The following is a 25,739-nucleotide window of genomic DNA, read 5'->3' on the forward strand; positions in this document are numbered from 1 at the left end:
ACCACCTTCCCTTAAACTCCCTCTCAAACCCCTCTTCCCTCAACCTTTCCCTATCCCCCCAGAACATCATCGCCCCGGAAGAGCTGCGCATTATGAAGAACTGACACGGCGGTGTCAACGAGGATTTCAATTCCCTTTAATGGTCTGGCCGTTTTGGCGCTAGAATAGCCTTCTCCTAATGTTCCCCGGCGTTTCGCTCCGAGCCATGAGATCAGTCGAGCTTTTATCCCCCGCAGGCACCTTGAAGAACATGCGTTTCGCCTTCGCCTATGGGGCCGATGCGGTTTATGCCGGACAGCCCCGCTATAGTCTTCGGGTGCGCAACAACGACTTTCTGGAGCAGAACCTCGCGACCGGAATTGCGGAGGCGCATCAGCTGGGCAAGAAATTCTACCTGGCCGCCAATGTATTGCCCCACAACAGTAAGGTCAGGACATTCCTGAAGGACATCGAGCCCATCGTAGCAATGGGTCCCGATGCGCTCATCATGGCTGACCCGGGACTGATCATGCTGGTGCGGGAAAAGTGGCCCGAGATGCCGATTCATCTTTCGGTCCAGGCCAATACCATGAACTGGGCCAGCGTGAAATTCTGGCATTCCGCCGGAATTCAACGAATCATCCTGTCACGAGAACTTTCCCTGGACGAGATCCAGGATATCCGCCAGCAATGTCCCGAGGTGGAATTGGAGACCTTCGTGCATGGCGCCTTGTGCATTGCATACTCCGGGCGTTGCCTGCTTTCCGGCTATTTCAACCACCGCGATCCCAATCAGGGAACCTGCACGAATTCCTGCCGCTGGAAGTACGATGTGGCCGGCGCCGAGCAGAACGCAGAGGGCGATTTCGTTCCCGCCAATCTTGGCCTGACTCTGGACACACTGCGGCAAGCGGACTGCGGCGCAGCGAATCGGCACCCGCTGGCCGACCGCGTCTATCTACTGGAAGAAGAAAACCGCCCCGGGGAACTGATGCCCGTGATGGAGGACGAGCATGGTACCTACATCATGAACTCGAAAGATCTTCGAGCGGTCGAACACGTGCATCGGCTGATCGAGATCGGCGTGGACAGCTTGAAGATCGAAGGACGCACTAAATCCCATTATTACGTCGCGCGCACCGCGCAAGTCTACCGCATGGCCATCGACGACGCCCTCGCCTCCAGGCCCTTTGATCCGAAGCTGCTTGGTGTGCTCGAGAACCTGGCGCAGCGCGGCTACACCGACGGGTTCTATCAACGGCATCACACGCACGAACAACAGAATTACCTCCGCGGCCATTCAGAGAGCCACCGCCAGCAATTCGTCGGCGAAATCACTGCCTACCACCCCGACACCGGACTGGCGGACGTCCTGGCCAAAAACAAGTTTGGCGTTGGCGATCGCCTGGAATTAATCCTGCCCGAAGGCAACTGTGACATCACCATCGATCACATGGAAGATTTCGATGGCAACAGCCTGCTGGAAGCACCTGGGGGAGGCTGGGAGGTGCGGATTCCCGTACCTGCGGCGGCATCTGACAAGGGGCTGCTGGCACGCTATCTACGCTGAGTTGGCAACAGGTTCCATCCCAGTCAATCATGAAGAGGGGCCCTTCTTAGCCCCCGTGCGAGAAAAGCAAAAATGCTGGATTTGCAGGACTTGATCGTCCAATACGGCTATTGGGCGCTATTCATCGGAACCTTCCTGGAAGGCGAGACCATCCTGATCATCGCCGGCTTCCTGGCTTATGGCGGCTATCTGGCACTGCCTTGGGTGATTCTGTCCGCCTTTCTTGGCACCTTCGCCGGTGACCAGACATTCTTCTTTCTGGGGCGCAGCAAAGGCATCCAGTTTCTGGAAAAACGACCACGCCTGAAACGCAAGTCCGAACGGGCGTTCAATTTGCTGCATCGCCACCAGATCCTCGTCATCTTGGGCTTTCGCTTTCTCTACGGCATCCGCAACGTGACGCCCTTCGTCATCGGTGCGAGCAACCTCAATCCCTTGCGCTTTTTCCTGCTCAACTTTTTGGGAGCCCTGACCTGGGCGGTCAGTTTCGGTTACCTCGGCTACCATCTCGGCACCCTTGCCGAAACGGCACTGCACGACATACACCGATACGAAAAGGTGATCCTGATCGTGTTGCTGGCAGGCGCGACTCTGGCGTTCCTGATATCCAACCTGCGCAAGAAATAGCGTTTTCAGGCCCCCGGCCTGGGCCACTGGTAGCCGCGCAGCAGGCCTTTCCAGTAGATAACCGGCAGCACATAGCGCTTGAGTTGGTACATGCTCCAGCGTTCCTTGCTCTGATCAAAGGGAAACGTCTCGCAAGGCTTGAGGTCGTAGTCGAACTCCGCCAGGATCAACTTGCCGTAACCCGTGACGAGCGGGCAGGACGTGTACCCGTCATACCGAGCCTCGGGCTGCTGTCCCCGCATGACAGCCGAGAGGTTTGCCTCCAGCACGGGCGCCTGGGCCCGGACGGCTGCCGCCGTCTTGGAAGTCGGCAGACTGCTGGCATCGCCGATGCCGAAGACATTGGAAAAGCGCGAATGCTGCAGGGTTTCCTTGTTCACATCGACCCAGCCCGCCTCATTCGCCAGAGGGCTTTGCTTAACGAAATCCGGCGCACTCATGGGCGGCACCACGTGGATCATGTCGTAGGACTGCACCACCTCCTCGCCGCTTTCAGTGTTGCGGAACACGGCCTCCTTCGCCTCGCCACGGATGGCGACCAGATTGTGCTTATAGCGCACGTCGATGTTGCGAGGGCCCACCACCTGTCGGTTCAACGCCTCGGCATAATGCGGCGCTGAAAAAATGCTGGGCGTCGCGCAGTAATAGATGACATTCGATTTGTCGCGTAGCCCTTGTTTGCGAAAATAGTCCTCCGCAAGGTACATGATCTTTTGCGGCGCGCCGGCGCATTTGATCGGTGGCGGCGGGAAGGTGAAGATCGCGTTTCCACCCTTGAAGCCGCGAATGTTCTGCCAGGTGCTCTCGACCGTGTCGTAGCTGTAGTTGCTGCAGACACCGTTCTTGCCGAGGGCCTCCGGCAGGCCGTCGATCTTGTCCCAGTCGATCTGCAGCCCTGGCGCAACCACCAGATATTCATACTCCACCTCAAGACCGTCCCGGGTTCTAAGAAGATTCTGCTCCGGTCGGAATTCAATCACCGCGTCACGAATCCATTTCGCCCCGGCTGGGATCAATTCAGCCATGGGCTTTCGCGATGCCTCGCGCCCTATCACACCACCTCCAACCAAGGTCCAAAGGGGCTGATAAAAATGATGTTCAGACGGCTCAATAATTGCGACATCATTGCATTGGGCGCCCCGCAACATGCGCGCGGCGACTCCAAGACCCGCGGCACCGCCGCCGATCACAACAAGCTGGTGGTGAATTCTGCTGCTCATGGATGCCTTCCCCCTGGATGAAAGCTCGTGACTGTCGTTATAGTTTTCGACTGAAATAGGCCCTGCAACCCCAGGCCGACGCGGTCGAGGTCATACGGGGATTCTGCATCCCAGTCCCGGGGCTTGACAACCCCACCGCGGGCCACGACAACTAGCGTCACGACCATTAAGAAACCATCCCGCTTATGTCCGCTATCCGCTTGCCCTCGCTTAACACTCAGATAGTGCTCGGCGCTTCCGCCGGCATCGGCCTCGGATACGCCTTCAGGCTCACGCCAGACTCGAACTTTTCAGGCAATGGACTGTTCGTTTGCGGGCTCATCGGGGGGCTGTTCGTGGACCTTCTGAAGATGGTGCTGATACCGCTGATCTTCACATCCATCGCTACCGGCATCGCGAATCTGCGCGCCCACGCGTCCATGCATCGGGTGTGGCAGTGCACATTGGTCTATTTCCTCACCGCAACAGCGCTGGCCACCTTGCTTGGATTGCTTAGCGCAAATATTTTCGCACCGGGCGCAGGCATCGAGGTGACCCTGTTCCAACAGTCCATGGAGCACTTCGATCCTAGCCATCTCAGCCTCGAAGAATTTTTTACCCACTTGCTGCGTGGGCTGTTCATGAATCCGGTAGCCGCCATGGCCCAGGGTGAGGTGCTGCCAACGGTCATGTTCGCGTTGTTGGTGGGGATAGGCTTCGTTGTCTCGGGGGAAAACTCCCAACACCTGCTGACCCTGCTCACAGAACTCCTGCACATCGTGATGCTCCTCGTCAGCTGGATCATGAAACTGGCTCCCCTCGGGATCCTGGGCCTGCTGGCCAAGCTCACGGCGACACAGAATCCGGCGCTGTTTACCGGCCTGGGCAAGTTCATCGCGGTCGTGGTGGGCAGCACCCTGGCGCACGGAATCATCGTATTGCCGCTCCTTTTGTACCTCGTCACCGGCGTGGGTCCGCGGCGCTTTTTCAGGGGTTCCCGCGAGGCCCTCACCACTGCTCTGGCAACCTGTTCCAGCAGCGCCACCCTGCCCATCACCATGCGATGCACCGAAATCCAGCTTGGGGTATCGAAAGACATCGCACGCTTTGTGCCGCCACTCGGAGCCACCCTCAACATGGACGGCACAGCCCTCTATGAAGCCGCTGCCGCGCTCTTCGTGGCTGACCTGACCGGCGCAGAACTGAGCCTTGCCCAGCAGGTGGTGGTCTGCTTCACCGCCATCATCGCCTCCATCGGCGCGCCCGGCATCCCCAGCGCCGGCATGGTGACCATGGTGATGGTCCTGCAATCCGTAGGGTTGCCCGCCGAGGCGGTGGCGATACTACTGCCCATCGATCGGCTGCTCGACACCGTTCGCACCATGGTCAATGTGGAAGGCGACATGATCGGCAGCCTGATCGTCCAACGGCTGGCGGCAAATCCGGATAAAAACACTTCGTAGAAATTTCCGGGAATTTGTGCTGAAGTGAAGATACTAAAACCAAACCTATCGCAAGGTAGGGACGGAAAGTCGCGGATCCTGCCAAACAGGAAAGTCGAACTGCCGAGAATGACCATCGTCATGGTCAATGGGGCGTTCGGCTTTTTTCATTGCTGAAGTTCGGCCCTGCCGCCAGCCCTCTAGGCTGATACGCCGAACCGGAACCCATGCACCAAAAGCCAACAGCCGGACGCACCCTTAACTCATTTTAGGGAGGGGCGTGTCATGTTCCTTTCACTTATACAACTCAGAACAAGCTACCGCGCCACACTCCGCTGGCTCTGGTGTGGCCTGCTAGCCATATGCCTGGGGTTCTTCAGCACGACCGCGTCTTCTGGTGATAACGTGTGGTTTCAGGACCATTTCGGGGATGAAAATTCCTTGCCTAACTGGACCGTGTCTGGCAACGCAAGGATAGAAGATCGGATGCTGCGCCTTTGGACATGTACCTGGCACTATTACTGCGAAAGCCTGGGAGAATGGGCGTTCGATTCCTTCGTTCTGCTAAATCAGTCAAATGAACGGAACTTTGAACTGACCGCGCAATTAAATCCCTCCGATCCCACTTCTGGCCGCATCATTTTCAACGCCACAGATTACGCTATTGACCGAGGGAAGGCTTACTCCGTTTCGTTCGGCAATACGGATAGCACTGCTGCTGATTTGGCAAGTCATTTCAACCAAGCCATCTTGCGACGAATGGATATTGATCCTCTAGGAATTTTCCCTTACGGTGCCGAATCAACCATCGTCGCAACTTCTACATTTGACCCCGTCAATATTCCCGCCGTTGCCCGTTTAGTGGTCACTGGCGGGAAGATTCAGGTATTTCTGAAAGACAAGAAAATTTTGAGCTTTAACGACCAAATTCCGCTGCCAGCCGGAATGGTTGGGCTTGGAACTGGATATGATGGTAGCACTGCGAAGTTCGACGATTTTACGCTCGTAGCACTCCCGGACCTTCGCTGCAGCACTGACGCCAGGGTCGACGGCAAAGACCGTATATGCCAAGGGGGGCTATTCGAACACAAGCTATGGGTTTATCTGGGGCCGGATAACCAGAAAACCGCCCGTGTGGACTTCTACCTAGACGGCAAATTCCGTCGAAGCGAGTTCCATGCCCCTTGGGAACTGGATGGCGGCTCCATGAGCACACTGCTCACCGGGCCTCATGAGATCAAGGCCAAGGTCCATTACAAAGATGGCACCGGCGCAACCCTTTATGCGGGATTCGAGGTCGGCGAAAATTCGCTGCGCTGCAGCCCCGATCCTGTGCTTGACGGGAACGACGCAGCCTGCGACGGCGGCACCTTCGACGCACCGACCTGGGCTTATTGGTGGCCTGAAACCGGTGTCAAATCCATCGATTATTTTGTGGATGGCATTTTTCACCGTACCGAGCGCCTCCCCCCATTCGAGTTGGACGGTGGCGTTTCATCGGCGTTGCTTCCTGTCCGTTACTACGCATACTCCGACAGCCAGATCAAAGCGGTCGTTCAGTTCAAGGATGGACGTCAGCCATTGACCATTGAGTCCAAAGCGAGCGTGCAGCAATCCGCCCCCGCACAGATTCTATGCAGTTCTGATGAAACACTCGATGGCGCCGATCCACGCTGTGCGGACAGTGATTCCGGTTTGCCCCGGGTTTATCTGTGGCCCGAAGATGGCGTCGATCGGGCCGACTTTTACGTCGATGGCAAATTCCATCGCACCGAACGCTACTCACCATACGAACTGGATGGCGGCGCGTGGACAACCTTACCGGCGGGCAGGCATGCCATAACAGCGGTCATTGACTTCACGGACCGGGAGAAGCCGACGACAGCGATCACGAGTCAAATCTACGTGTTCCAATGAGGCTGTCGAGCACACATCACAGCCCTCTTGGCGAAGCCAAGGCCAGGCTTTCGCTAGAGGGCTGCGCTAGGCGCGAAGAGCCTCCCCCTCGAAAGCGATGCCTTCCCAGCCGTATTTCATGAACGCCCGGATGTTGGCATGACCTGTCCCCTCGGGATCCTCAAGGACATCCTTCCAGTAAAAATCGCCAAACAGGGCAAGCGTCTGTTCCGGCGTCAATGCGTGCAATCTCGCAAACGCGAAAATCTTGCAGGACCCCTCGTTCTTCCCGGCTTCGTTGACAACACAGTCCTCACCGCCGCCATTTCGAAACGCCGTCGGCGTATATTCATAGTTCTCGGCGATAACCGACAGGGTGTCCTGAAAAGCGACGCGCTCGCCGTCGCGGACCTTCTGCAAAAATGCTTCGATGCTCATGTTTTCTATGGGTGATATGAAAAGGGAGACGCCTGCGCGCTTAGCAAGCAGGTAGGCTCAGCGAATCAGCGCCGACAGGGATTTGAACTGAGGATGCGCGGCATCGCCCAGCCACTCGAAGACCACCGACTCCACATTGGTGACAATAACGCCGGCGGCCGCCATGCGCGCCAAGGCATTACGCTTGTGCTCCAGCTTGCGTGAGCAGACGGCGTCCTCGGCCACGAATACCTGAAACCCTTCACCCATCAGTTCCAATGCGGTCTGCAGGACGCAGACATGGGTCTCCTGGCCGGCAATGACGATCTGCCCGCGCTCGGTGCTTTTGAGCGCAGCCAGGAATCCATCGGCGGCGCAGCAGGAGAACGCGGTCTTTTCAAAGCGCCGCGCGTGGTCCGGCAAGGCCTCGACCACCTCCGGCGCGGTGGGTCCGAGGCCCTTGGGGTACTGTTCGCTGTACAACAGCGGCAAGCCCAGTTGCGAAGCGGCCGCGGCAAGGATGCACGTCGATCGGGTCACCGCCGCCCGCTCCGCCTCCGGCATCGCGCCGAACAAGCGCACCTGCAGGTCAATCAACAACACCTGGGCCGCATCGGCCCTGCACATCAAGGGATTCATGCTCGTTCCCTGGTTGATTCGATCACTTGGGCGCCTTCAACAAGGGCACCAGTTTCTGCCAGACCAGATCCATCATGACCGGCTGCGCCTCGCCGTTGGGATGCAGCCCGTCGCCCTGCATCAGGGACCGGTTGCCGCCCACGCCGTCCAGCAGAAAGGGTACGAAGTCGGCCTTCTGCTCGGCAGCCACTTGCGGGAACACGCCTTCGAACAGCTCGGTATAGCGGCGGCCGTAGTTGGGCGGTATGCGCATGCCCACCAGCAGCACCTTGGCGCCGGCTGCGCGGCAGCGCGCGATGATGCCGGTCAGATTCTCCTTGAGCCGCGCCGGCGGCAGCCCGCGCAGGCCATCGTTGCCGCCCAGTTCCAGGATCACGACGCCGGGCGCATGGCGCTGCAGCAGATCGTCGACCCGCGCCAGTCCACCGGCGCTGGTGTCGCCTGAAATACTGGCGTTAACGATGCTCCAGTCCGCATGGGTCTGCTGCAAGCGCTGCTGCAGCAGGCCGACCCAGCCGCGTTCCAAATTTTCCAGGCCATAGCCGGCGCTGATACTATCCCCGAGAACCAAAATCGTGCCGGCGAGACTAAGACCGGGAGCCAGCATCACGACGAAACAGAGCAACCAGCGAATGCGAGAGACGATGCCAATCATCGAAGCGGAGAACATCAGCAAATGGGTGGATACAGCCGACGGCCGGCTGGATATATTGACAGCAGTGGGACTCTCGATCAACGCGGCGGAGACCGTCGCCATCGTCGGGGCCTCGGGCTCGGGCAAATCGACCCTGCTCGGACTCCTGGCGGGACTTGACCTGCCTTCCGCCGGAGACGTCCGACTGGCGGGCAAGAACCTATCCGGACTCAGCGAAGACGGCCGGGCTCTGATGCGATCAAGACACGTGGGATTCGTGTTCCAGGCCTTCCAATTGCTGGCGAATCTCACCGCGCTGGAAAATGTGATGCTGCCCCTGGAATTGCTCGGAGCCCCGGACGCCGCCAAGGCGGCGCGGCACATGCTCGCCCGCGTGGGTCTGGATAAACGGCTGCGCCACTATCCGCGACAGCTCTCTGGCGGCGAACAGCAAAGGGTGGCCCTGGCGCGCGCCTTTGTCACCTCGCCGCCGATTCTGTTCGCCGACGAACCCACCGGCAATTTGGACAGCAAGACCGGACGCCACGTGATCGACCTGCTGTTCGAACTGAATCGCGAGCAACGCGCCACCCTGGTTCTGGTCACCCATGACGAGGCGCTGGCCTCCCGCTGCGGCAGGACGGTGCGCATCGAGGAAGGCCGCGTCGTCGAGGACCGCCCATGAGCGTGCGCAGTCAGCTGGTACTGGCCCTTCGGTTGGTTCGCCGCGACTGGCACAGCGGCGAGTTGCTGGTCTTGATGCTGGCCCTGCTGATCGCTGTCGCCAGCGCCACCGCCGTCAGCCTGCTGGGACACCGGCTGACCCGTACCATGACCCTGCAGGCGGCGGAATTCCTGGCCGCCGACCTGTCGGTGCGCGACCACGATCCTTTGCCCGCAGACTGGGACGAGGAAGCCAGGACCTTAGGCCTGCGTCACGCCAGAACGGTGGAGTTTTCCAGCGTGCTGGTGGAAAACGAGGACATGCTGCTTTGCGGCATCAAGGCCGTAAGCCCCGGCTACCCCCTGCGCGGCGCCCTGCGCAGCACGCTGACCGATATGACCGCCGAAACGGCAACCCAGGAGGTTCCCGAGCCCGGCACGGCCTGGGTGGAGCAACGTGTGCTGACTTCGCTGAACCTGGCCGTGGGGCAGACCATCCACGTGGGCGACCAGCCATTGACCGTGACCCGCATCTTGACCCACGAACCCGATCGGCGCGGCGAATTGTGGAGCCTCTCGCCCCGCGTGCTGATGAACCTGGCCGACCTGGAGGCCACCCATGTGCTGCAACCCGGCAGCCATGCGCATTTCTACGCCATGTATGCGGGCGATGAGCCCGCCGTGCGGGCACTGAAGGCCCGGCTCAAACCCAGGCTCGCCGCAACCCAGCAGCTGGTGGATGTGCACGAGGACCGGCCGGAAGTGGGCAATGCCATCAACCGCGCCGAGCGCTACCTGGGCCTGAGCAGCATCGTGATCGTATTGATCGCCGGGGTCGCGGTGGCCATGAGCGCAAGGCGCTATAGCGAGCGGCATTTCGACATGACCGCCATGCTGAAATGCCTGGGCGCCAGCAAGGCCGAAGTGCTACGCCTCTACCTGTTCCAGTTCCTGGCTATCGGGCTGGCCGGCAGCCTGGCCGGCTGCGCCCTCGGCTTCGTGGCGCAGGAGGGCGTGCTCTACTTCTTGGCGCGCATGCTGCCGCACAGCCTGGCAAGTCCGGCCTGGTACGCGCCTCTGTTTGGCGCCGCCGTCGGTCTGCTCATTCTTCTGGGCTTTGCCTTGCCGCCGGTGCTGCAGTTGCGCGGCCTGTCGCCGCTGCGCGTGCTGCGCCGCGACCTGGCGCCTTTGCCTCCCAGCGGATGGCTGGTCTATGGCCTGGCTGCCGCGGCCCTGGCGGTGCTGATCTGGCGCTATACCGAAGACGGCCGCATGACAGCCATGGTGCTGGGAATCGGATTTGCCGCCCTGGCCGGCACCGGCCTTGTTGCCTTGGGCCTGCTGCGCGGGAGCCGACTGCTGCTGCCGCGCCTGGGACTTTCCTGGCGCTTCGGACTGCAGAACCTGACCCGCCAGCCGCGCCTGGCCGTCACCCAGATTCTGGCTTTCAGCCTCACCCTGGTGGCCATGCAGATCAGCGTATTGGTGCGCACCGAACTAATCCAGGAATGGCGTCAGCAACTACCGGAGCAGGCGCCCAATCAGTTTGCCCTGAACCTGTTCGAAACCGACCTGGCCCATTTCCAGGCGCTCAGTGAACGCGAGGGCTTCAAGACCAGCGCCTATTACCCGGTGATACGTGGGCGTCTGACCGCCGTCAACGGCGAGGACGTGCATCGCATCGCCACCAAGGAATCCCAGGGGGAGGCGGCCATCAACCGGGACCTCAGCCTGACCTACAGCGGCGAACTGCCGCCCGACAACCGGATACTGCAAGGCCGCTGGTGGAACGATTGGACACCAGGGAACGAACCGGGCGTCTCGGTCGAGGCCAAGCTGGCCGAAAGCCTGGGGATACGCCTCGGCGACCGCCTGAGCTTCACTCTGGGCGACCGCAGCCTGGTGGCGCGGGTCGCGAGCTTGCGCAGCGTGCGCTGGGATGCGATGACGCCCAACTTCTACATGATCTTCGAACCCGGCGCATTGAAAGACCACGCCCGGACCTACATCACCAGCTTCTATGTTCCGCCGGAACAGAAGTCCGCCCTGTCACGCCTGGCAAAGGCCTTTCCGGCCGTCACCCTGCTGGACGTGGAAGCGCTGCTCAAGCAGTTCCAGACCATCCTTCGCGAGGTCACGCTTGCCATCGAATTCGTGCTGGCCTTTGCCTTGGCCGCAGGCATAACTGTTCTGTTCGCGGCAGTGCGCGCCACCCTGGACAGCCGCTTACGCGAAGATGCGCTGCTGCGCGCCATGGGCGCAAGCCGCAAGCTGCTGCGCCGCAGCCAATGGCTGGAATTCTGTGCGCTGGGCTTTCTGTCCGGGGTGTTGTCCACCGCCATTGCGGAGCTCATCGCCTGGAGCCTGTTTGTCCGCGTCTTCGACCTGGAACCGCACGTGCATTGGGAAATGTGGCTGTCCGTGCCGCTGCTGGGGGCCGCGTCGGTGGGCGTCGCGGGGTATCTGAATACCCGGGTGGTAGTCAGGGAAGCGCCCTGGAAAGCGCTCAGGGATTTGTAAGCCTTTCAAACACGGCGATGAGTCGGGTCACCCATCGCCGCTCGGTTTGATCAATTGCTAGAAATATTGACCTTGGGCGTCCAGCCCGATTTGCCGGCGCATTCGCCGTCTTTCACCGTGACCTTGGCGTAGGGAATGTAGGTGACGACCGTTTCCTCAACCACCGTGGCCGTCGCGCCCTGCTTGATCAGACAGATGAACTGATCCTTCTCCTCCCCCGAGTCCTCGAATCCCATGCGCGGCACAGCCGTCAGCCAGGTATCGCCGACATTGGGGTTGCGTATGACCACGGTCTGCCCGACGCCGACCGCGCCGGTCTTGACCTGACCCATTTCGCCGTCCTTGCCACCCATCATGAGCGCCAAGATCACCACGACCACCGCGCCACCCGCTGCATACAAGGCTTTCGGATTGTTCTTGAACAACTCGACTATGCCGCCGGCCCCGCCGCCCTTGCTTTCGTTTTGTACTTGGTTTTCTTCAGACATTTTTTGTTTTTCCTCCTCTTTATGGGATTCTCCCCTGGGGTTTATTTTGTAACAGCTTAAGGAGCAGGCGCACGTTAACACGTTGACGGTGCATTTGAAACACTGCTTCCCGGGAGCTGAAACCGCGCCTCGTCCGGATCGGTCGAGGCGCTTTGCGACAACCCTTTCCGCGCAGCGGACAGGCGAAATGGCGCATCGAGCCGTTGGACAGCGCCGATTTGAAAAAGTTGTCGCTTCGCGAGCAAATTCCGCGCGCGAGCGTGAGCTCAGTGCTTGCAGCCGCAGGCTCCGGAACCGCACCCCTGAAAGCTGGGTTCCGGCTTGCGCCCGCCGCCCATCACCGCGGGCGCCGACAGGAGCTTGCGCACCTCGCCGCCGCAGGCGGGGCACTTGGGCGCCGGCTCGCTGATCTTATGGTTGACGGTGAAATGGTTCTCGCAGGCTTGGCATTGGTAATCATAAGTTGGCATGATCGTTCTCCGGAATGGACAGCAATTTGACCTTGCAATCCTAGCGCAACTGCAGACCGGATTCACAGAGGAAGGCCTGATCCCGAGGATGAACTTTGTCCCCGGGTCAAGGTCGGAGGTAAAACAAGCAGAACATGCAGCCAGGAGCGCGTGATGCCCGATCCCATCGGCCGTTTCAAAGAGGTCTTCAACCAGCTCGACGCCAGCAATCTGGACCTACTGGGGGAGATCTACGAGTCCGACGTCGTTTTTCGCGATCCGGTGCACGAACTCAAGGGCCTTGAGGCGTTGCGCGGCTACTACGCCCGGCTTTACGAGGGCGTCGTCAGCTGCCGCTTCGAGTTCGAGGATGAATTGATCACCGACGGCCGCGCCGTGCTGGTGTGGGTCATGCACTTCGAGCATGCTCGCTTTTGCCGGGGCGAGACCTTGAGCCTGGCTGGCGCGAGCCACCTGCGCTTCGGCGAAAAGGTCTTCCTGCACCATGACTATTTCGACATGGGCGCATTCATCTACGAGAAGGTGCCGCTCCTCGGCGGCGTGATTCGCGCCATCAAACGCCGGCTTTGACTCAGGGAGACACTCCGTGAAACTCGCCATAGTCGGTACCGGCATTTCCGGCATGACCGCCGCCTCGCAGTTGTGCGAATCCCATGATCTCAGCATATTCGAGGCCGGCGACTACATCGGCGGCCATACCCGCACCGTGGACGTGGAACTTAACGGACAGCGCCTCGCGGTAGACACGGGCTTCATCGTCTTCAACGATCGTACCTATCCGCATTTCGAGGCCATGCTAAGAAGCTTGGATGTTCCGGTTCGCAACACCAACATGAGCTTCAGCCTGTGCTGCGAGCGCAGCGGACTGGAATACAACGGCAACAACCTCAACGCCCTGTTTGCCCAACGCCGCAACCTGTTCCGGCCGTCCTTCCACCGCATGATCCGCGACATACTGCGCTTCAATCGCGAAGCGCCGGCGGAACTCGACAAACCGGGGACGGAATCGACCCTGAGCGAATATCTGGAAGCCAACAACTACAGCCGCGAGTTCCGCGAGGACTACATCATTCCCATGGCCGCCGCCATCTGGTCGGCAGAGCATGACATCATGGGCCGCATGCCGCTGCGCTTCTTCGTGCGCTTCTTTCTCAACCACGGTTTGCTCAGCATCAACAACCGGCCCCAGTGGAAAACCATCGAAGGCGGATCGCGCACCTACATGCAGCGGCTGGTGGAACCCTTCCGCCCGCGCATCCGCCTGTCCACCCCGGTGGCCGGCATCCGACGCCAGGCCCAGGGCGTGGAGATCGAACTGGCCGACGGCACGCGTGAGCGCTTCGAAGGCGTCATCCTCGCCACCCACAGCGACCAGGCCCTGAGCCTGCTGCGTGACGCGAGCGATGCCGAGCGCGAGATCCTGGCCGCCATTCCCTACCAGGAAAACGATGCCGTGCTGCACACGGACACCCGCATCCTGCCGCGGCGCAAGCTCGCCTGGGCCGCATGGAACTACCATCGCCCAGCGCGGGAGCAGGAGCGCGTGGCGGTCACCTACAACATGAATATCCTCCAGGGCCTCAAGACCGCGGAAACCCTTTCCGTCACCCTGAACCACACGGCATCCATCAGGCCCGAGTGTATCATCCAGCGCACGACCTTTCACCATCCCGTATTCACGTTTGCCGGCCTGCATGCCCAGGCGCGCTGGGCGGAGATCAACGGCGTGCGCCGCACCTGGTTTTGCGGCGCCTACTGGGGCTATGGCTTCCATGAAGACGGCGTCAAGAGCGGGCTGCGCGTGGCGGAGCAGATTCTCGAGGGAGCCGGCGAGTGAACTCCTGCCTGTACCTGGGATACGTCCGGCACCGGCGCCACAGCCCATGCCGGCACCAGTTCCGCTATCCCCTGTTCATGCTGCTGCTGGATCTGGACGAGCTGGATACGGTATTCCAGGACCGCTGGCTCTGGTCCGTGGGACGACCCAACCTGGCCAGCTTCCGCCGCGAGGACCATTTCGGCGACCCCGCAACCGATCTCGCCAGCTGCGCCCGCGATCAGGTCCAGCAGGCCCTGGGCCGTCGCCCCGAAGGGGCAGTCCAACTGCTCACGCACCTCAGATACCTGGGTTATTGCTTCAACCCCATCAGCGTCTTTTACTGTTTCGACTCAAACGGCAGGCTGGACGCCCTCATCGCGGAAGTCACCAACACCCCTTGGAAGGAGCGCCGTCTCTATGTCATCGACGCCCAGGCGGCGGAAACAAACGGCAGGCTGAAAACCTGCTTCGCCAAGGACCTGCATGTCTCGCCCTTCATGCCCATGGACCTGGATTATGACTGGCGCAGCAGCCCGCCCGGCAACACGCTGTCGGTGCACATGAACGTGCGCCGCGCGGAGGCGGTTCTGCTGGACGCGACCCTGTCCATGCGTCGCCAGCCGCTCACCGGCTCGAATCTCGCGCGGGTTCTGGCGCGTTTTCCGTGGATGACGTTCAAGGTGATCTTTGCCATCCACTGGCAGGCGCTGCTGTTGTGGCTGAAACGCGTGCCCGTATTCGACCATCCACCCGTCGCCCTGAATTCCCCAGCACCGCCTTCGGAGACCTGAACCATGCTGCAGCTCGCGCCCGCCCCCGGTGAACCCGATTCTGCATCGTCATGCCTGCGCAGCCTCAACCGGCTGGACTACCGGCCATTGTCGCGCCAGGCCCAGCTATTTCGACGCGCCGTCTTCGGACGCTTGTCCAAGCTGGAACACGGCATTGTCACCGTGATCGACCACGACGGCCGGCATCGCTTCGGCCAGGGCGATGCCACCAGCGGCCTGCACGCGGAACTGCATATCACCGACCCGGCCGCCTACCGCCGCATCGCCTTGCAGGGAAGCATCGGCGCCGGCGAAGCCTACATGGAACAGCAATGGCTGGCGGACGATCTGGTCGCGCTGATCCGCATCTTCGCCCTCAACCGAGAGGCGCTGGACGGCCTGGAGAAGGGGCTGGCGCTGCTGTACCAGCCCGTGGCCTGGGCCCTGCACCGTCTGCGGCGCAACACGAAGCGCGGCAGCCGCAGCAATATCGCCGCCCATTACGATCTGGGCAACGACTTCTACCGCTTGTTCCTCGACGAGACCCTGATGTATTCCTGTGGCGTGTTCGAGGATGCGGCAAGCGACCTGCACGCGGCGTCGATGGCCAAGAACGAGCGCATCTGCCGCAAGCTGGAACTGGGACCGAACGACCATGTGCTGGAGATTGGTACTGGCTGGGGCGGCTTTGCCCTGCACGCGGCTTCGCGCTATGGCTGCCGCGTGACGACGACCACCATCTCCCGCGAGCAGTACGAACTGGCGCAGCAACGGGTGCGGGAGGCGGGCCTGGACGACCGCATCACTTTGCTGTTCGACGATTACCGCGACCTCAGCGGCCGCTTCGACAAGCTGGTGTCCATCGAAATGATCGAGGCGGTCGGCTACGAGTATTACCCCACCTTCTTCAGGCGCTGCGCCGAACTCCTGGAACCATCCGGCATGATGCTGCTGCAGACCATCACCATCGCCGACCAACAGTACGACCGCGCCAAGCATTCGGTGGACTTCATCCAGCGCTACATCTTCCCTGGCGGCTGCCTGCCCTCGGTGACCGCCCTGTGCCGGGCCGCCACCCAGGCTTCGGACCTGCGCCTGTACCACCTGGAGGACATTGGTCCCCACTACGCAACCACCCTCAGGCACTGGCGGGAGCGCTTCCACAACCGTCTGGACGAGGTCCGTGCCCTTGGCTACCCGGACAGCTTCGTGCGCATGTGGGAGTTCTACCTGTGCTACTGCGAGGGCGCGTTCCTGGAGCGGGTGATCGGCAACGTGCAGATGCTCCTGGTCAAACCCCTGTGCCGCAGGGATTCCCTGACCCCGGCCTTGTGAGGCCTTATGGCGAAACTCCCCAACTTTCTGCTGTTTCAACTGGGCTGGCTCGGCGTCGCCTTCAGCGCCGCATCCGCCCTGCCCTGGCTCGCGACCGCCGTGGCGCTGCTGGTCCTGGGGCTGAACCTGGCCTTCTGCGCGAGGCCCTCGGAGGAGGCTAAACTGGCGCTGGGCGCCGGAGTCTTGGGCCTGATGCTGGATTCGCTACTGACCGCAACAGGCTTGCTGCGCTTTGACTCCGGCCAGTGGGCCGGTTGGCTGGCGCCCCACTGGATCGTCGCCCTGTGGTTGATGTTCGCCACCCTGCTCAACTCGAGCCTGGACTGGCTCAAGGGCCGCTACGTCCTGGCGGCGCTCATGGGCGCCGCAGCTGGCCCCGTGGCCTATTGGGGCGGCGCCCGCCTGGGCGCCCTGAGCCTGGCGGACCCAACCTGGACCAGCTTGGCGGCGGTGGCCCTGGTCTGGCTCATCGCCATGCCGGCCCTGCTCCATCTGGCCGAGCGCTGGGACGGCGTCCACCCCGAACCGCAGCCCGCGCCGTGATGCTCTTTCTGTGCACCTGGCTGGTAGTCGCATCGGTCATGGCCGGGTTCTGGATGCTGCAACGGCAGTCCGGTTCCGCCAATCTGGTGGATGTGGCCTGGGCCGGCCTGACCGGAAGCCTCGGCCCCTTCTACGCCCTGATGCTGGACGGCGACCCGCGCCGGCGCGGCCTGGTGGCGATGATGGCCGCCGCCTGGGGCTGGCGTCTTGCCTGGCATATCTGGCAAAGGGCGCGCCGCCACCCGCAGGAAGACGGCCGCTACCGTTACCTGCGCGAACACTGGTCGCAGCACACCCAGCTCAAGTTCTTCGCCTTCTACCAGGGGCAGGGCATGGCGGTCATGCTGTTTTCGCTGCCGTTCCTGGTGATCGCCGCAAGCCCGCAGTCCGCCCCCACCGCGGCCCTGGTCGTGGGGCTCCTGATCTGGGGCCTGTCGCTGGGCGGGGAGGCGCTGGCCGATCTGCAGTTAGCCCGCTGGCGCGGCGACCCGGCGCGACGGGGGCAGACATGCCGCTCGGGCCTGTGGCGGTATTCCAGGCACCCCAATTATTTCTTCGAATGGCTGCACTGGTGGAGCTATGTGTTCCTGGCCTGGGGCAGCCCTTTTGGGTGGGTCGCCCTGCTGGCCCAGGCGCTCATGCTCGTCTCCCTGTTCCAGGTAACCGGCATCCCCCACACGGAACGCCAGGCCCTGGCCAGCCGTGGCGACGACTACCGTGCCTATCAGGCCACCACCTCTCGCTTCTTTCCTTGGTTTCCAAAACATGTTGCAGATCGCCATTGACTGGATGGAACGGGGCCTGCTGCCGGACGCCGCCGTGCGTTTCGGCATCCGGCGTTTGTTGCAGCAACGCCTGCAAGAGCTGCACGAGGCTGGCAGCGACGGCCAGCAACGCTTTCTCGCCTCCCTGCGGGAAGGCCCCATCGCCCAGGCGACGGAACAGGCCAACCGCCAGCACTACGAGGTGCCGGCGGCATTCTTCCGCCAGATCATGGGCAAGCACATGAAGTACAGCGCCTGTCTCTGGGAAGCGCAAGTCGAGACCCTGGATGAGGCCGAAGCGGCCATGCTCGCCCTCACCTGCCGCCGAGCCGGCCTCGCCGACGGACAGCGCATACTGGAGCTGGGCTGCGGCTGGGGCTCGCTGTCCCTGTGGATGGCGCGGCAGTACCCGGGCGCCAGCATCCTGGCCATGTCCAACTCCCACGGACAGCGCGCCTACATCGAAGCGGAGGCGGCCCGGCAAGGCCTGAGCAATCTGCGCGTCGTGACCGAGGACATCAACCGCTTCGAGCCGGACCCCGGCTTCGACCGCATCGTCTCGGTGGAGATGTTCGAGCACCTGCACAACTATGAGGAACTATTCCGCCGCCTGGCCGGGTGGCTGAGGGACGACGGTCGGGTGTTCCTGCACGTATTCAGCCACCGCCAGTACGCGTACCCCTTCGAAACCGAGGGTGAGGACAACTGGATGGGCCGCTATTTTTTCACCGGCGGGCTCATGCCCAGTGAAGACTTGTTCGAGCGGGTACAGGATGAGTTTGCCGTGAGCGCGCGCTGGCGCGTCAACGGTCTGCACTACGCAAAGACCTGTGAAGCCTGGCTGCAGAATCAGGATCGCAACGGCGCGGCAATCAAATCGCTGTTTGCCGAGGTCTATGGCGCGGATGCCGAACGCTGGTTCCACCGCTGGCGCGTGTTCTTCATGGCCTGCGCGGAGCTGTTCGCCTACCGCGGCGGCGAGGAATGGGGCGTAACCCACTGCCTCATGGAAAAAGCTCAGTCGGCCAGTTCGTAGACCAGACGCGAGCCCTTGAGGTCCGACTCCAGGCGCACCCACTCACGGTTGTCGGCGTACCAGAGATCCATGTCGATCTCCTTGCCTTTCAGCTTGTAGCGCACAGCATTGAATTGACGCTGCCCTATCTTCACCGATTCGCTGCCCACCGCGCGAATACTCACCGGCTGATATTCACCGGTCTGGGAATTCAGCAGCCGCTGTTGCTTCAGGAATTCCGGGTTCCAGTAGGCGAAGCTCATCACGCAACCGGGCAGCACGGCTTCCCGCCCCTGACTGAGCGCCTTGAGACCGGCGGGCGTCTTCGCGGCATCCACCGCCAACCGATCGCCACCGTCATCGGTCCGCGCCTGCATCGACTCCAGGCAGCCGGATGACCAGACCTCCCGGTTCTGGTGCTGATAGCGGTACACGTCAATTCCGAGAAAACTGACCTTGAAGGCGGCCTCGATATCCACCTGCTCCTTGTCCCCGCTCCGGGAAATGCGGAAACGCTGCTCGCCGATATCCTTGCCATCATAAAACACCTTGAAGCGCCAGGCGCTGCGCTCCGCCGTCGCGACAGCCCCCTGCCACCCAGGAACCAGCAGCAGGCCCGCGCAAGCCGCGGCCAGCCAGGCTCTCTGCCGAAAAACATGCCAGATACCCATGCGCCCCCTCCTCACATTGTCTGACCGCGGGTTCAGTCACCCTGCATTGCGTTTGATGGCGCGGCGGACCCAGAGTTCAAAACGGCTTGATTGTCGCCAGCAGCACGATGGCGAACAGGAACAGCACTGGCACTTCGTTCATCCAGCGGAAATACACGTGGCTGTGGAGATTGCGGTCGTTTTTCAGTTCCAGCAGCCACTTGCCGCACCAGACGTGGTAGGCCACCAGCAGCACGATGAGCGTCAACTTGAGGTGCAGCCAGCCGCTGGCCGCATACATCTCCCAAGCGTAGTCCGCCAGCATCCAGATGCCGAACACCAGGGTCAGCACCATGCCGGGTGTCATGATGCCGAAATAGAGCTTCCGCTCCATGATCTTGAAGCGCTCGATGCTGACCACATCGGAACTCATCGCATGGTAAACGAAAAGGCGCGGCAGGTAGAACAGCCCGGCGAACCAGGTCACCATGAATATCAGATGGAACGCCTTGAGCCACATCAACCTACACCTCCGTCAGCAAAGCTTGAATTCGCGCCGTCAACTCCTGCAGGTCCAGAGGCCCCAGGCGGCGCAGCACGATGGTCCCATCGCCCGCGATGAGCACGCTGTAAGGCACCCACTCCACCCCGGCGAAGGCCCTGGCGTGCTCCCCCTTCAGGTCCAGCGCCACCGGAAAGGGAATCCCCAGTCGGTCCACCACGGACTTCACCTCGCTAGGCATGTCATAGGACATGGCGATGCCGATGACCTTCAGCCCGGCAGGGGTGAATTTCCGGTACAAATCGGCCAGGGCCGGCAACTCCTCGATGCAACTGCGGCAGTTGGACGCCCAGAAATTGACGAGTACCGGCGAACCACCGAGATCACGCAGGGTGATGCGCTCCCCGCTGATCGTCACCAATTCGAGATCGGGCGCGCGCTCGGCCAGCCGCGTCCAGGTCCAGACGGCCGCAACCACGGCGCAAAGCGCGAGGGCCGTCAGGGCCAGCCACTTGCCTCTTGTGGACACGAAATCCCCCATCAATGCAAAGGGCGGCTGGCCCCTCGGCTCAGCCGCCCCTCGAATAATGAATGGGCTTATTGGTCCAACTGCTGGATGCCGTCCAGGAACCAGGTGGGCTGTTTGCTGTGCTGCGGACGCACGAAATGCCAGACCTCCCTAACCTGCTGCGGTTCCTCGCCCTGCGCTTCGCGCATCAAGACATCGAACAGCACGCTCGCCCTGCGCTCAGAGGCCTCATCACGCACTTCCAAGAGACGCGCATCGACATTCAGCAGCTCGGTCCGGTTGTCGCCACTGCGCTCGCGCAACTGATCCTGCAACTCCGCGAACACCTTGTCCGTGGTCAATGCGCGCAGGTCAGCCACGTCACGCTGGTCCCACGCCTGCTGCATCTGCGCATAGGCTGCGCGGGCCCCGCCCAGGAAGGCGCTTGCATCGAAGTCGGACGGAACCGCCGGGGCCGCCGCGGCGCCAGACCCGGAACCCAGGCCGCCCTTGCGGGACAGGATGTCGGTGTCGAACCCGGCAGGGCTGGTCGCGGGACGGGCGCTGTCCGCGCGGCGCTGGTAGCCCGCCTCATAAGCCGCCGGCTCGACGGGCACCTGCGCGGGACCCGCCGCCGTGCCGTAGCGACCTTCCTGTGCCGTTCCCCGGCGCGCGGCCAGCAGCTTGAACAGCAGGAAGGCGATGCCGGCAAAGATCAGGATGTCGAGCAGGTTGATGTGCTCGAAGGCCCCGCCGAACAGCATGGCACCAAGCAGACCGCCCAGGGCGAGCCCGCCCAGCATGCCCATAAGGCCACCACGGCGACCCATGGCGTCCCGGGCCGCCTGATTGCGCTCGCTGGCCGGCGAACGATAGGCCGGGTTCTGCGACTGGAATCCAGGCGAAGCGTTGGATGGCGCGCGGTAGGGCTCACTGTAGGAAGGACGGCTGCCGAAGGACTTGCCGCCCCCCAGGCGCTTGGCGGATGCCTCGCCCACAAGGCCCAGGGCAAGCGTCAGCGCGATAAGGAGGCACAGCAGGAATCGACCGGTCTTTTTCATGATTCACTCATGGTTGTTGAGAAATTCTGTTGGGGCTGCGTTATAGGCCAGGTGCCGCGCTTTGAGCAAGTCACCTGGACTTTTCCCTCTTCATTATGACAAGCCCCGCGGGAATTCTATCCCGAATCGGGACCGGATTCGGCAGGCCCGTTCATTCCGCCTGCGCGGCGCAGCGGAACATCCACGCGCCCAGACCCAACAGAACCACTCCCGCAAGCGGGGAAACCGCAAGAGGCATGGTCCAGCCGGCGACGACAATCTCTATGCCCAGGACCCAACGCAGGATATGCGCGAGGCCCGCCAGCAGAAACAGCGCCGCCGCCGTCATCAAGGCCGCCCGCCCGCTGCCGGCGGGCACGTCCATCGCATCCTCGGCGGCCTCCTCCGTCCCCTCCTGATCGCACCGGGCTTGGGCTTGCTTGAGAGCGCGCTTTCGCGCCCTGTCCCGCTCGCGGGCCTTTTCCTTCTGCTGCTGCTTGTAAAGCGCGATGCCCTTCTCGATACCCTTGGCGATCAGCCGCGTCTGCTCCTTGGTCTGCCCCGGACTCTGCGTGGCCTTGGCCACGCGCATAGCCTCCTCGCGCAGATGCTGCTCGCCCTGGTCCTGGAAACTCGGCGGTTTTAGGCGGTTCGTCATGGCCTTGCTGATCCCATTTCGGTCATTGCCGGCATCGAAGATTTCCGGGGGCTTCTGGTATGCTGCCGTATTTCTGGCTTGTCCGCGAGACCGAGCAAACCCATGCTGCACAACCTGCCCGCATTCACCGCGCGCTGGCGCGCAGGCGCATTGAGCGATGCAGCCTATGCCGGGGTGTATTTCCTGCTGTGGCAGATCGAGCGCCACGGCGGACGCTTCGCGTCCCGGCGGAGCAAACGCGATCCCAGACCGGATGCCCAGGCCTGGCTGGCGGATATCGAGCAGGCCCCGAGCCAGGAACTGCCCCACCTGTTGGGAGACTGGTTTCAGCGCTACCAGTTCCAGGGCGTCATACCCAATGTGCCTGCCGCATTGTATCACTGGCTGACGGGAGCCTGGCCCCTGCGGCTGCTGGAACGCATCCCCGCGCCGCGGGACGTACTGCGGATGCAAGCCGCGGGCGCGCGGCCGGTCACCGTGTTTTCAGAGTTCCCGCGCATGACGCAGCCTGTGCTGGGAAAAGCCGACGCCTTCGCCTTCATGATCCACGACCTGGAACATGCCTACAAGCTGCTGCACGAACCATCCCTGTACCAGGGCCAGATGGCCTTCTTCGCCTGTCTGCGGGACTGCCTCGATGGGTTCCAGCCCTATCTCGAAGATACCGCGTTCGCCGCCAAGTTCGATTACCTGATCAGCGACATGAATACCCATCCGGCCCACAGCCTGCAGTATCTACAGGCCATCCTGCTGGACTGGCACCTGCGACGGGAAGGCAAGGCGGCCAACGACAGGGTCTCGACGCCCGCCTGGGCAGCGATCGAACGGCTGTTGGAGGATTCGGGGCTGCGGGCGGCGGCGGACCTCAGGGAACCGGCTTGCCGGACTTGAGCCCGAGGCTCTCGCGGGTGCGCTCCTTGGCCTTCTCGCTCTTGCGCAGCAGCAGGTAGACCGCGCCGGTACCGCCGTGAAACTTCTGCGCGCTATGAAAGGCCATGATCTCCGGGAACATGGGCAGCCAGCGGGCCACGCAGCTTTTGATCACCGCCTGGGACTCGGGATTGCGCGTCCCTTTGCCGTGGTTGATGAGAGCGGTGCGGATGTCATGCTGCATGCAATCGCGAATGAACTGGAAAACCGCGCGCCGCGCCTGCTCGATACTCAATAGGTGCAGGTCCAGGGTTGCCTCCACCGGATAGCGGCCCTGCTGGAGGCTATGAAACACGCCGTTCTGCACGCCCTGCCGCTTGAAGCTGAGCACCTCCAGGGGATGCACCGCCTGAATGAAGCCCGAGGGGAGGAAGTTCTCGTCTCCGCCATGCGGATTCTGCGCGGCGGCACGGCGGTAGACCTGGCCCGGCGTCGGCTTCGCGTTCCCTCGCTGGTGCAGAACCTTCGACTCCCGGCTCTTGAGCGGCTGCACCCCGGCCATCTCCTGCTCAAACAGGGCTTTTTCGTCTTCGTTCATCAGTACCATGGGGAGACCTCAAACAGAACGCGCGCTTTTGGCGCGACGCTGTTATCTTACCCCAGCCGTCCCACTATGTCCGGGTTCCGCGGCCGTCCGCTCCGCGGCTCACCAGTTCAACGATGTCACCGGTGTCCTGTGCCAAGGCGTAGCCATTTCGGCCCTGACGCTTGACTTCGTACATGGCGCGATCCGCCAGTCTGAAAAGGTCGTCGGCGTTCTGCGCCGGGTTGGTCTGCACGGCGACACCGATGCTGGCCCCGACCTCCACGGACTCGCCCAGAGCCAGCAGGATGGGTTGACAGATGGCGAGGACCAGTTCCCTGGCGATCGCCCCCGCCATGTCCCCGGAACCGCAGTTGGCCAGGACGATCACGAACTCGTCGCCCCCATGCCGCGCCACGATGTCCCCGGCGCGCACACAGGCCTTGATCCTGCGCCCCGTCTCGACCAGCACCTCGTCACCGGCGTGGTGTCCGAGGCTGTCATTGATGGTCTTGAAGTTATCCAGATCGAGCACCAGGAGCACGGCGGGCGGCCGACCGCCGGACGAGCCCTTCATTAGCCGCAGCAGTTCCCGTTCGGCGGCGCTGCGCCGGAGAAGGCCGGTAAGGGGATCGTAATTGGCCTCGTGCTGGGCGCGCGCCTCCGCTTCGAGGCGCTCGGTCACATCGTATAGCACGCCCTGAAAATACGTGCTTCCTGACGCATCGGTCTGACGGGAGATCAGGCAGTGCACCCAGACCATGTCGCCGTTGCGCGGGTTCTTCAGCTGCAGGTCCAGGGCCACCGCCTGGCCACGCTCCTCCGCCTGGCGCATGAGTTCCCTGACCCTCTCCGGTTCGGCAAATACCAAGGCAGCGAAATCCTGCCCCAGGCGCTGCCCATCCGGGCTCTCATGCAGGCCGGCGACACGCTCGAGACTGGGATTGGCGGTCAGCAGGCGGCCTTCGCCGTCCAGCACGAAGATACCGGCGCTGGTGGTCACGAAGATGCTGCGCAGTTGCTGCTCGACCGCCTGGATCTCCTCCCGCAGGGCGCGCTCTGCCGCGAACTTCTGCTCCAGCGCATCCAGAAGCCCGTTGATGTCCCGCACCAGTTGACCCAACTCATCGTTGTGGTTGCGCGGCAATACCTCCAGCCGCTGCGCCTGGCCGACGCTGATGGCGTGCAGCGCACCGGAAACCTGCATCAGCGGCCGGGACATGAACCAGCGCACCACCGCCAGCACGATCAGGGCAGTCAGCCCGATGAGCACCGTCGAGTTGATGGCATTCACCAAGGCGCTGTAGCGTGCCTCCTGCAGGTTGAAGCGGGCTTCCGGGACTACCGTGATGGTGCCCACCACTTCGCGATCACCGAATGGGGAATACAGGTCGCGCTGGACCGCATGCTGGGTGACCACCGAGGTATCCCGGGCCTGGCTCAGGTTCAGCCCGCGACTGTCGCTGAGCCGCGCCTCATGCACGATCTGGTTGCGCAACAAGCCTTTCAGGACGTCCTCGCCGATCTGACGGTTTCCCGTGTAGGCCGCGATGGTGGCGGTGCTCTCCACAGTATCCAGCAATTGTTCGAGCATCAGCGTCGTCTTCTGCGCCGAGCGCCGCAGTTCCGTGGCAAAGAATACGCCCGAGGTAATGGCGGCGATGACCAGGGCCACCCCGATCACCGACAGGGCCAGCTTGCGCTCCAGGCGTCGCCTCTTGAAAGGCTTCATCAGTTCAGTTGCAACAGCACGCGCACCGTCTTGTCGGCGTGCGGTTTCGATACATAGCCAATGGCCCCCTCATTTTCGCGCACCACCTTCAACACCGCTTCGTCATCCGGCAGTTGCAGGGGCGGCGAGGCCTGGCCAGTAAACATGATGCGCGCCCAATAGGCGTTTATCTGCTCCACCGGGCGCGAAGTCAGTTTCTGGTAGAACTCGCCGCGCAAATCGGAAGACTGGTCGATGGGCAACGCGAAACGCCCGTCCGGGAAGGTGCGCGTCCGACCCAGAAAAATGTCCTGTACCTGCTTGGCACTTAGTGCCTCGCTGGGATTGCGCAGGTTGCCGATGACGGCGACCTCGGCGTGGACCGCGAACACCATCAGCAGCAGAGGCAAGGCCAAGATTCGCATGG

General features: G+C 62.2%; 28 protein-coding genes and 1 riboswitch. Of the genes, 14 read left to right on the forward strand and 14 right to left on the reverse strand.

Going from position 1 to position 25,739, the window contains the following annotated elements; all coding sequences use genetic code 11:
• Positions 1–205 precede the first annotated feature (205 nt).
• Both trhP and EK23_RS16645 read left to right on the forward strand, forming a co-directional pair.
• Positions 206–1,549: a prephenate-dependent tRNA uridine(34) hydroxylase TrhP gene (gene trhP, locus EK23_RS16640; RefSeq protein WP_045226530.1), complete on the forward strand. Its 1,344-nt coding sequence runs from the start codon at positions 206–208 to the stop codon at positions 1,547–1,549.
• Between the two features lie 72 nt (positions 1,550–1,621).
• Positions 1,622–2,176 carry a DedA family protein gene (locus EK23_RS16645; protein ID WP_045226531.1) on the forward strand — a complete coding sequence of 185 codons (555 nt, stop codon included), beginning with the start codon at positions 1,622–1,624 and terminating at the stop codon, positions 2,174–2,176.
• Positions 2,177–2,181: 5 nt separating this feature from the next.
• Here the strand turns inward: EK23_RS16645 and EK23_RS16650 are convergent, their stop codons facing one another.
• The gene (locus tag EK23_RS16650; RefSeq protein WP_045226532.1) at positions 2,182–3,396 is read right to left on the reverse strand and encodes an NAD(P)/FAD-dependent oxidoreductase; all 1,215 of its coding nucleotides are present in this window, start codon (positions 3,394–3,396) and stop codon (positions 2,182–2,184) included.
• A 185-nt stretch (positions 3,397–3,581) separates the two neighbouring features.
• On the opposite strand from EK23_RS16650, the gene EK23_RS16655 reads away from it, so the two are divergent.
• Positions 3,582–4,838: a dicarboxylate/amino acid:cation symporter gene (locus tag EK23_RS16655; RefSeq protein WP_200892180.1), complete on the forward strand. Its 1,257-nt coding sequence runs from the start codon at positions 3,582–3,584 to the stop codon at positions 4,836–4,838.
• Between the two features lie 28 nt (positions 4,839–4,866).
• Positions 4,867–4,945: riboswitch (cyclic di-GMP riboswitch) on the forward strand.
• Positions 4,946–5,102: 157 nt separating this feature from the next.
• Positions 5,103–6,734, forward strand: a complete 1,632-nt coding sequence (locus EK23_RS16660; protein WP_145998711.1) for a hypothetical protein — start codon at positions 5,103–5,105, stop codon at positions 6,732–6,734.
• A gap of 66 nt (positions 6,735–6,800) precedes the next feature.
• Here the strand turns inward: EK23_RS16660 and EK23_RS16665 are convergent, their stop codons facing one another.
• From EK23_RS16665 to EK23_RS16675, 3 genes are read right to left on the reverse strand one after another with little or no spacing between them, the layout of a single operon-like run.
• Positions 6,801–7,151 carry a HopJ type III effector protein gene (locus EK23_RS16665; protein WP_045226534.1) on the reverse strand — a complete coding sequence of 117 codons (351 nt, stop codon included), beginning with the start codon at positions 7,149–7,151 and terminating at the stop codon, positions 6,801–6,803.
• A gap of 57 nt (positions 7,152–7,208) precedes the next feature.
• Positions 7,209–7,769 carry an isochorismatase family protein gene (locus EK23_RS16670; RefSeq protein ID WP_045226535.1) on the reverse strand — a complete coding sequence of 187 codons (561 nt, stop codon included), beginning with the start codon at positions 7,767–7,769 and terminating at the stop codon, positions 7,209–7,211.
• Between the two features lie 22 nt (positions 7,770–7,791).
• A complete protein-coding gene (locus EK23_RS16675; RefSeq protein ID WP_082054281.1) occupies positions 7,792–8,424 on the reverse strand; it encodes an arylesterase in 633 nt (210 codons plus the stop codon).
• Between EK23_RS16675 and EK23_RS16680 the strand changes: the two genes are divergently transcribed.
• Together EK23_RS16680 and EK23_RS16685 are read left to right on the forward strand one after the other, a co-directional pair.
• Positions 8,414–9,088: an ABC transporter ATP-binding protein gene (locus EK23_RS16680; RefSeq protein ID WP_200892181.1), complete on the forward strand. Its 675-nt coding sequence runs from the start codon at positions 8,414–8,416 to the stop codon at positions 9,086–9,088. The genes EK23_RS16675 and EK23_RS16680 overlap by 11 nt on opposite strands.
• Positions 9,085–11,586 (forward strand): ABC transporter permease, encoded by a 2,502-nt coding sequence (locus EK23_RS16685; RefSeq protein ID WP_045226537.1) that lies wholly within the window; start codon positions 9,085–9,087, stop codon positions 11,584–11,586. The genes EK23_RS16680 and EK23_RS16685 overlap by 4 nt, the downstream gene beginning before the upstream one ends.
• Before the next feature lie 50 nt (positions 11,587–11,636).
• Here EK23_RS16685 and EK23_RS16690 read toward each other — a convergent pair whose 3' ends face one another.
• Together EK23_RS16690 and EK23_RS16695 are read right to left on the reverse strand one after the other, a co-directional pair.
• A complete protein-coding gene (locus tag EK23_RS16690; protein ID WP_045226538.1) occupies positions 11,637–12,074 on the reverse strand; it encodes a hypothetical protein in 438 nt (145 codons plus the stop codon).
• A 266-nt stretch (positions 12,075–12,340) separates the two neighbouring features.
• A complete protein-coding gene (locus EK23_RS16695; protein ID WP_045226539.1) occupies positions 12,341–12,544 on the reverse strand; it encodes an FmdB family zinc ribbon protein in 204 nt (67 codons plus the stop codon).
• Between the two features lie 153 nt (positions 12,545–12,697).
• Between EK23_RS16695 and EK23_RS16700 the strand changes: the two genes are divergently transcribed.
• The 7 genes from EK23_RS16700 to EK23_RS16730 are packed head-to-tail and all read left to right on the forward strand — an operon-like array spanning position 12,698 to position 18,811.
• Positions 12,698–13,114, forward strand: coding sequence for a nuclear transport factor 2 family protein (locus EK23_RS16700; RefSeq protein ID WP_045226540.1), 417 nt, complete (start codon positions 12,698–12,700; stop codon positions 13,112–13,114).
• Positions 13,115–13,130: 16 nt separating this feature from the next.
• Positions 13,131–14,381, forward strand: a complete 1,251-nt coding sequence (locus EK23_RS16705; protein ID WP_045226541.1) for an NAD(P)/FAD-dependent oxidoreductase — start codon at positions 13,131–13,133, stop codon at positions 14,379–14,381.
• Complete coding sequence (locus EK23_RS16710; protein WP_045226542.1) at positions 14,378–15,154, forward strand: DUF1365 domain-containing protein; 777 nt, start codon at positions 14,378–14,380, stop codon at positions 15,152–15,154. The genes EK23_RS16705 and EK23_RS16710 overlap by 4 nt, the downstream gene beginning before the upstream one ends.
• A 3-nt stretch (positions 15,155–15,157) precedes the next feature.
• Positions 15,158–16,468: an SAM-dependent methyltransferase gene (locus EK23_RS16715; protein ID WP_082054282.1), complete on the forward strand. Its 1,311-nt coding sequence runs from the start codon at positions 15,158–15,160 to the stop codon at positions 16,466–16,468.
• Positions 16,469–16,474: 6 nt separating this feature from the next.
• Positions 16,475–17,011 (forward strand): DUF2878 domain-containing protein, encoded by a 537-nt coding sequence (locus tag EK23_RS16720; RefSeq protein ID WP_045226543.1) that lies wholly within the window; start codon positions 16,475–16,477, stop codon positions 17,009–17,011.
• The gene (locus EK23_RS16725; RefSeq protein ID WP_045226544.1) at positions 17,011–17,796 is read left to right on the forward strand and encodes a DUF1295 domain-containing protein; all 786 of its coding nucleotides are present in this window, start codon (positions 17,011–17,013) and stop codon (positions 17,794–17,796) included. Before EK23_RS16720 ends, EK23_RS16725 begins: the two co-directional genes overlap by 1 nt.
• Positions 17,777–18,811: an SAM-dependent methyltransferase gene (locus EK23_RS16730; RefSeq protein WP_082054283.1), complete on the forward strand. Its 1,035-nt coding sequence runs from the start codon at positions 17,777–17,779 to the stop codon at positions 18,809–18,811. Before EK23_RS16725 ends, EK23_RS16730 begins: the two co-directional genes overlap by 20 nt.
• Here EK23_RS16730 and EK23_RS16735 read toward each other — a convergent pair.
• The 5 genes from EK23_RS16735 to EK23_RS23395 form a co-directional block, all read right to left on the reverse strand.
• Entirely contained in the window at positions 18,793–19,461 is a 669-nt protein-coding gene (locus EK23_RS16735) for a DUF6134 family protein (RefSeq protein ID WP_045226545.1), read from the reverse strand. The two genes, EK23_RS16730 and EK23_RS16735, sit on opposite strands and share 19 nt — an antisense overlap.
• A 76-nt stretch (positions 19,462–19,537) precedes the next feature.
• Positions 19,538–19,963 carry a protoporphyrinogen oxidase HemJ gene (gene hemJ / locus EK23_RS16740; RefSeq protein ID WP_045226546.1) on the reverse strand — a complete coding sequence of 142 codons (426 nt, stop codon included), beginning with the start codon at positions 19,961–19,963 and terminating at the stop codon, positions 19,538–19,540.
• Between the two features lies 1 nt (position 19,964).
• Complete coding sequence (locus EK23_RS16745; protein ID WP_158002532.1) at positions 19,965–20,471, reverse strand: peroxiredoxin family protein; 507 nt, start codon at positions 20,469–20,471, stop codon at positions 19,965–19,967.
• Between the two features lie 68 nt (positions 20,472–20,539).
• On the reverse strand, positions 20,540–21,511 hold the full coding sequence (locus EK23_RS16750; RefSeq protein ID WP_045226548.1) for a Tim44 domain-containing protein: 972 nt from the start codon (positions 21,509–21,511) through the stop codon (positions 20,540–20,542).
• A gap of 151 nt (positions 21,512–21,662) precedes the next feature.
• Positions 21,663–22,148: a DUF2956 domain-containing protein gene (locus EK23_RS23395; protein WP_145998712.1), complete on the reverse strand. Its 486-nt coding sequence runs from the start codon at positions 22,146–22,148 to the stop codon at positions 21,663–21,665.
• A 102-nt stretch (positions 22,149–22,250) separates the two neighbouring features.
• On the opposite strand from EK23_RS23395, the gene EK23_RS22000 reads away from it, so the two are divergent.
• Complete coding sequence (locus EK23_RS22000; protein WP_052808273.1) at positions 22,251–23,039, forward strand: hypothetical protein; 789 nt, start codon at positions 22,251–22,253, stop codon at positions 23,037–23,039.
• On the opposite strand, the gene smrA is transcribed toward EK23_RS22000, so the two are convergent.
• The 3 genes from smrA to EK23_RS16775 all read right to left on the reverse strand — a co-directional run bounded on the left by smrA (position 23,014) and on the right by EK23_RS16775 (position 25,737).
• A complete protein-coding gene (gene smrA, locus EK23_RS16765; protein WP_235282161.1) occupies positions 23,014–23,625 on the reverse strand; it encodes a DNA endonuclease SmrA in 612 nt (203 codons plus the stop codon). The two genes, EK23_RS22000 and smrA, sit on opposite strands and share 26 nt — an antisense overlap.
• Positions 23,626–23,689: 64 nt before the next feature.
• Entirely contained in the window at positions 23,690–25,333 is a 1,644-nt protein-coding gene (locus EK23_RS16770) for a sensor domain-containing diguanylate cyclase (RefSeq protein ID WP_045226549.1), read from the reverse strand.
• Complete coding sequence (locus EK23_RS16775; RefSeq protein ID WP_045226550.1) at positions 25,333–25,737, reverse strand: type 2 periplasmic-binding domain-containing protein; 405 nt, start codon at positions 25,735–25,737, stop codon at positions 25,333–25,335. Before EK23_RS16775 ends, EK23_RS16770 begins: the two co-directional genes overlap by 1 nt.
• Positions 25,738–25,739: the final 2 nt, after the last annotated feature.

It is taken from the genome of Methyloterricola oryzae (genome assembly GCF_000934725.1).
In the GTDB taxonomy this organism is placed as follows: Bacteria; Pseudomonadota; Gammaproteobacteria; order Methylococcales; family Methylococcaceae; genus Methyloterricola; species Methyloterricola oryzae.

Bases quoted from the DNA above. Each gene is read 5' to 3' on its own strand.
- trhP (WP_045226530.1), top strand. From the start codon at position 206: ATGAGATCAGTCGAGCTTTTATCCCCCGCAGGCACCTTGAAGAACATG.
- EK23_RS16645 (WP_045226531.1), top strand. From the start codon at position 1,622: ATGCTGGATTTGCAGGACTTGATCGTCCAATACGGCTATTGGGCGCTA.
- EK23_RS16650 (WP_045226532.1), bottom strand. From the start codon at position 3,396: ATGAGCAGCAGAATTCACCACCAGCTTGTTGTGATCGGCGGCGGTGCC.
- EK23_RS16655 (WP_200892180.1), top strand. From the start codon at position 3,582: ATGTCCGCTATCCGCTTGCCCTCGCTTAACACTCAGATAGTGCTCGGC.
- EK23_RS16660 (WP_145998711.1), top strand. From the start codon at position 5,103: ATGTTCCTTTCACTTATACAACTCAGAACAAGCTACCGCGCCACACTC.
- EK23_RS16665 (WP_045226534.1), bottom strand. From the start codon at position 7,151: ATGAGCATCGAAGCATTTTTGCAGAAGGTCCGCGACGGCGAGCGCGTC.
- EK23_RS16670 (WP_045226535.1), bottom strand. From the start codon at position 7,769: ATGAATCCCTTGATGTGCAGGGCCGATGCGGCCCAGGTGTTGTTGATT.
- EK23_RS16680 (WP_200892181.1), top strand. From the start codon at position 8,414: ATGCCAATCATCGAAGCGGAGAACATCAGCAAATGGGTGGATACAGCC.
- EK23_RS16675 (WP_082054281.1), bottom strand. From the start codon at position 8,424: ATGATTGGCATCGTCTCTCGCATTCGCTGGTTGCTCTGTTTCGTCGTG.
- EK23_RS16685 (WP_045226537.1), top strand. From the start codon at position 9,085: ATGAGCGTGCGCAGTCAGCTGGTACTGGCCCTTCGGTTGGTTCGCCGC.
- EK23_RS16690 (WP_045226538.1), bottom strand. From the start codon at position 12,074: ATGTCTGAAGAAAACCAAGTACAAAACGAAAGCAAGGGCGGCGGGGCC.
- EK23_RS16695 (WP_045226539.1), bottom strand. From the start codon at position 12,544: ATGCCAACTTATGATTACCAATGCCAAGCCTGCGAGAACCATTTCACC.
- EK23_RS16700 (WP_045226540.1), top strand. From the start codon at position 12,698: ATGCCCGATCCCATCGGCCGTTTCAAAGAGGTCTTCAACCAGCTCGAC.
- EK23_RS16715 (WP_082054282.1), top strand. From the start codon at position 15,158: ATGCTGCAGCTCGCGCCCGCCCCCGGTGAACCCGATTCTGCATCGTCA.
- EK23_RS16720 (WP_045226543.1), top strand. From the start codon at position 16,475: ATGGCGAAACTCCCCAACTTTCTGCTGTTTCAACTGGGCTGGCTCGGC.
- EK23_RS16725 (WP_045226544.1), top strand. From the start codon at position 17,011: ATGCTCTTTCTGTGCACCTGGCTGGTAGTCGCATCGGTCATGGCCGGG.
- EK23_RS16730 (WP_082054283.1), top strand. From the start codon at position 17,777: ATGTTGCAGATCGCCATTGACTGGATGGAACGGGGCCTGCTGCCGGAC.
- EK23_RS16735 (WP_045226545.1), bottom strand. From the start codon at position 19,461: ATGGGTATCTGGCATGTTTTTCGGCAGAGAGCCTGGCTGGCCGCGGCT.
- EK23_RS16750 (WP_045226548.1), bottom strand. From the start codon at position 21,511: ATGAAAAAGACCGGTCGATTCCTGCTGTGCCTCCTTATCGCGCTGACG.
- EK23_RS23395 (WP_145998712.1), bottom strand. From the start codon at position 22,148: ATGACGAACCGCCTAAAACCGCCGAGTTTCCAGGACCAGGGCGAGCAG.
- EK23_RS22000 (WP_052808273.1), top strand. From the start codon at position 22,251: ATGCTGCACAACCTGCCCGCATTCACCGCGCGCTGGCGCGCAGGCGCA.
- smrA (WP_235282161.1), bottom strand. From the start codon at position 23,625: ATGGTACTGATGAACGAAGACGAAAAAGCCCTGTTTGAGCAGGAGATG.
- EK23_RS16770 (WP_045226549.1), bottom strand. From the start codon at position 25,333: ATGAAGCCTTTCAAGAGGCGACGCCTGGAGCGCAAGCTGGCCCTGTCG.
- EK23_RS16775 (WP_045226550.1), bottom strand. From the start codon at position 25,737: ATGCGAATCTTGGCCTTGCCTCTGCTGCTGATGGTGTTCGCGGTCCAC.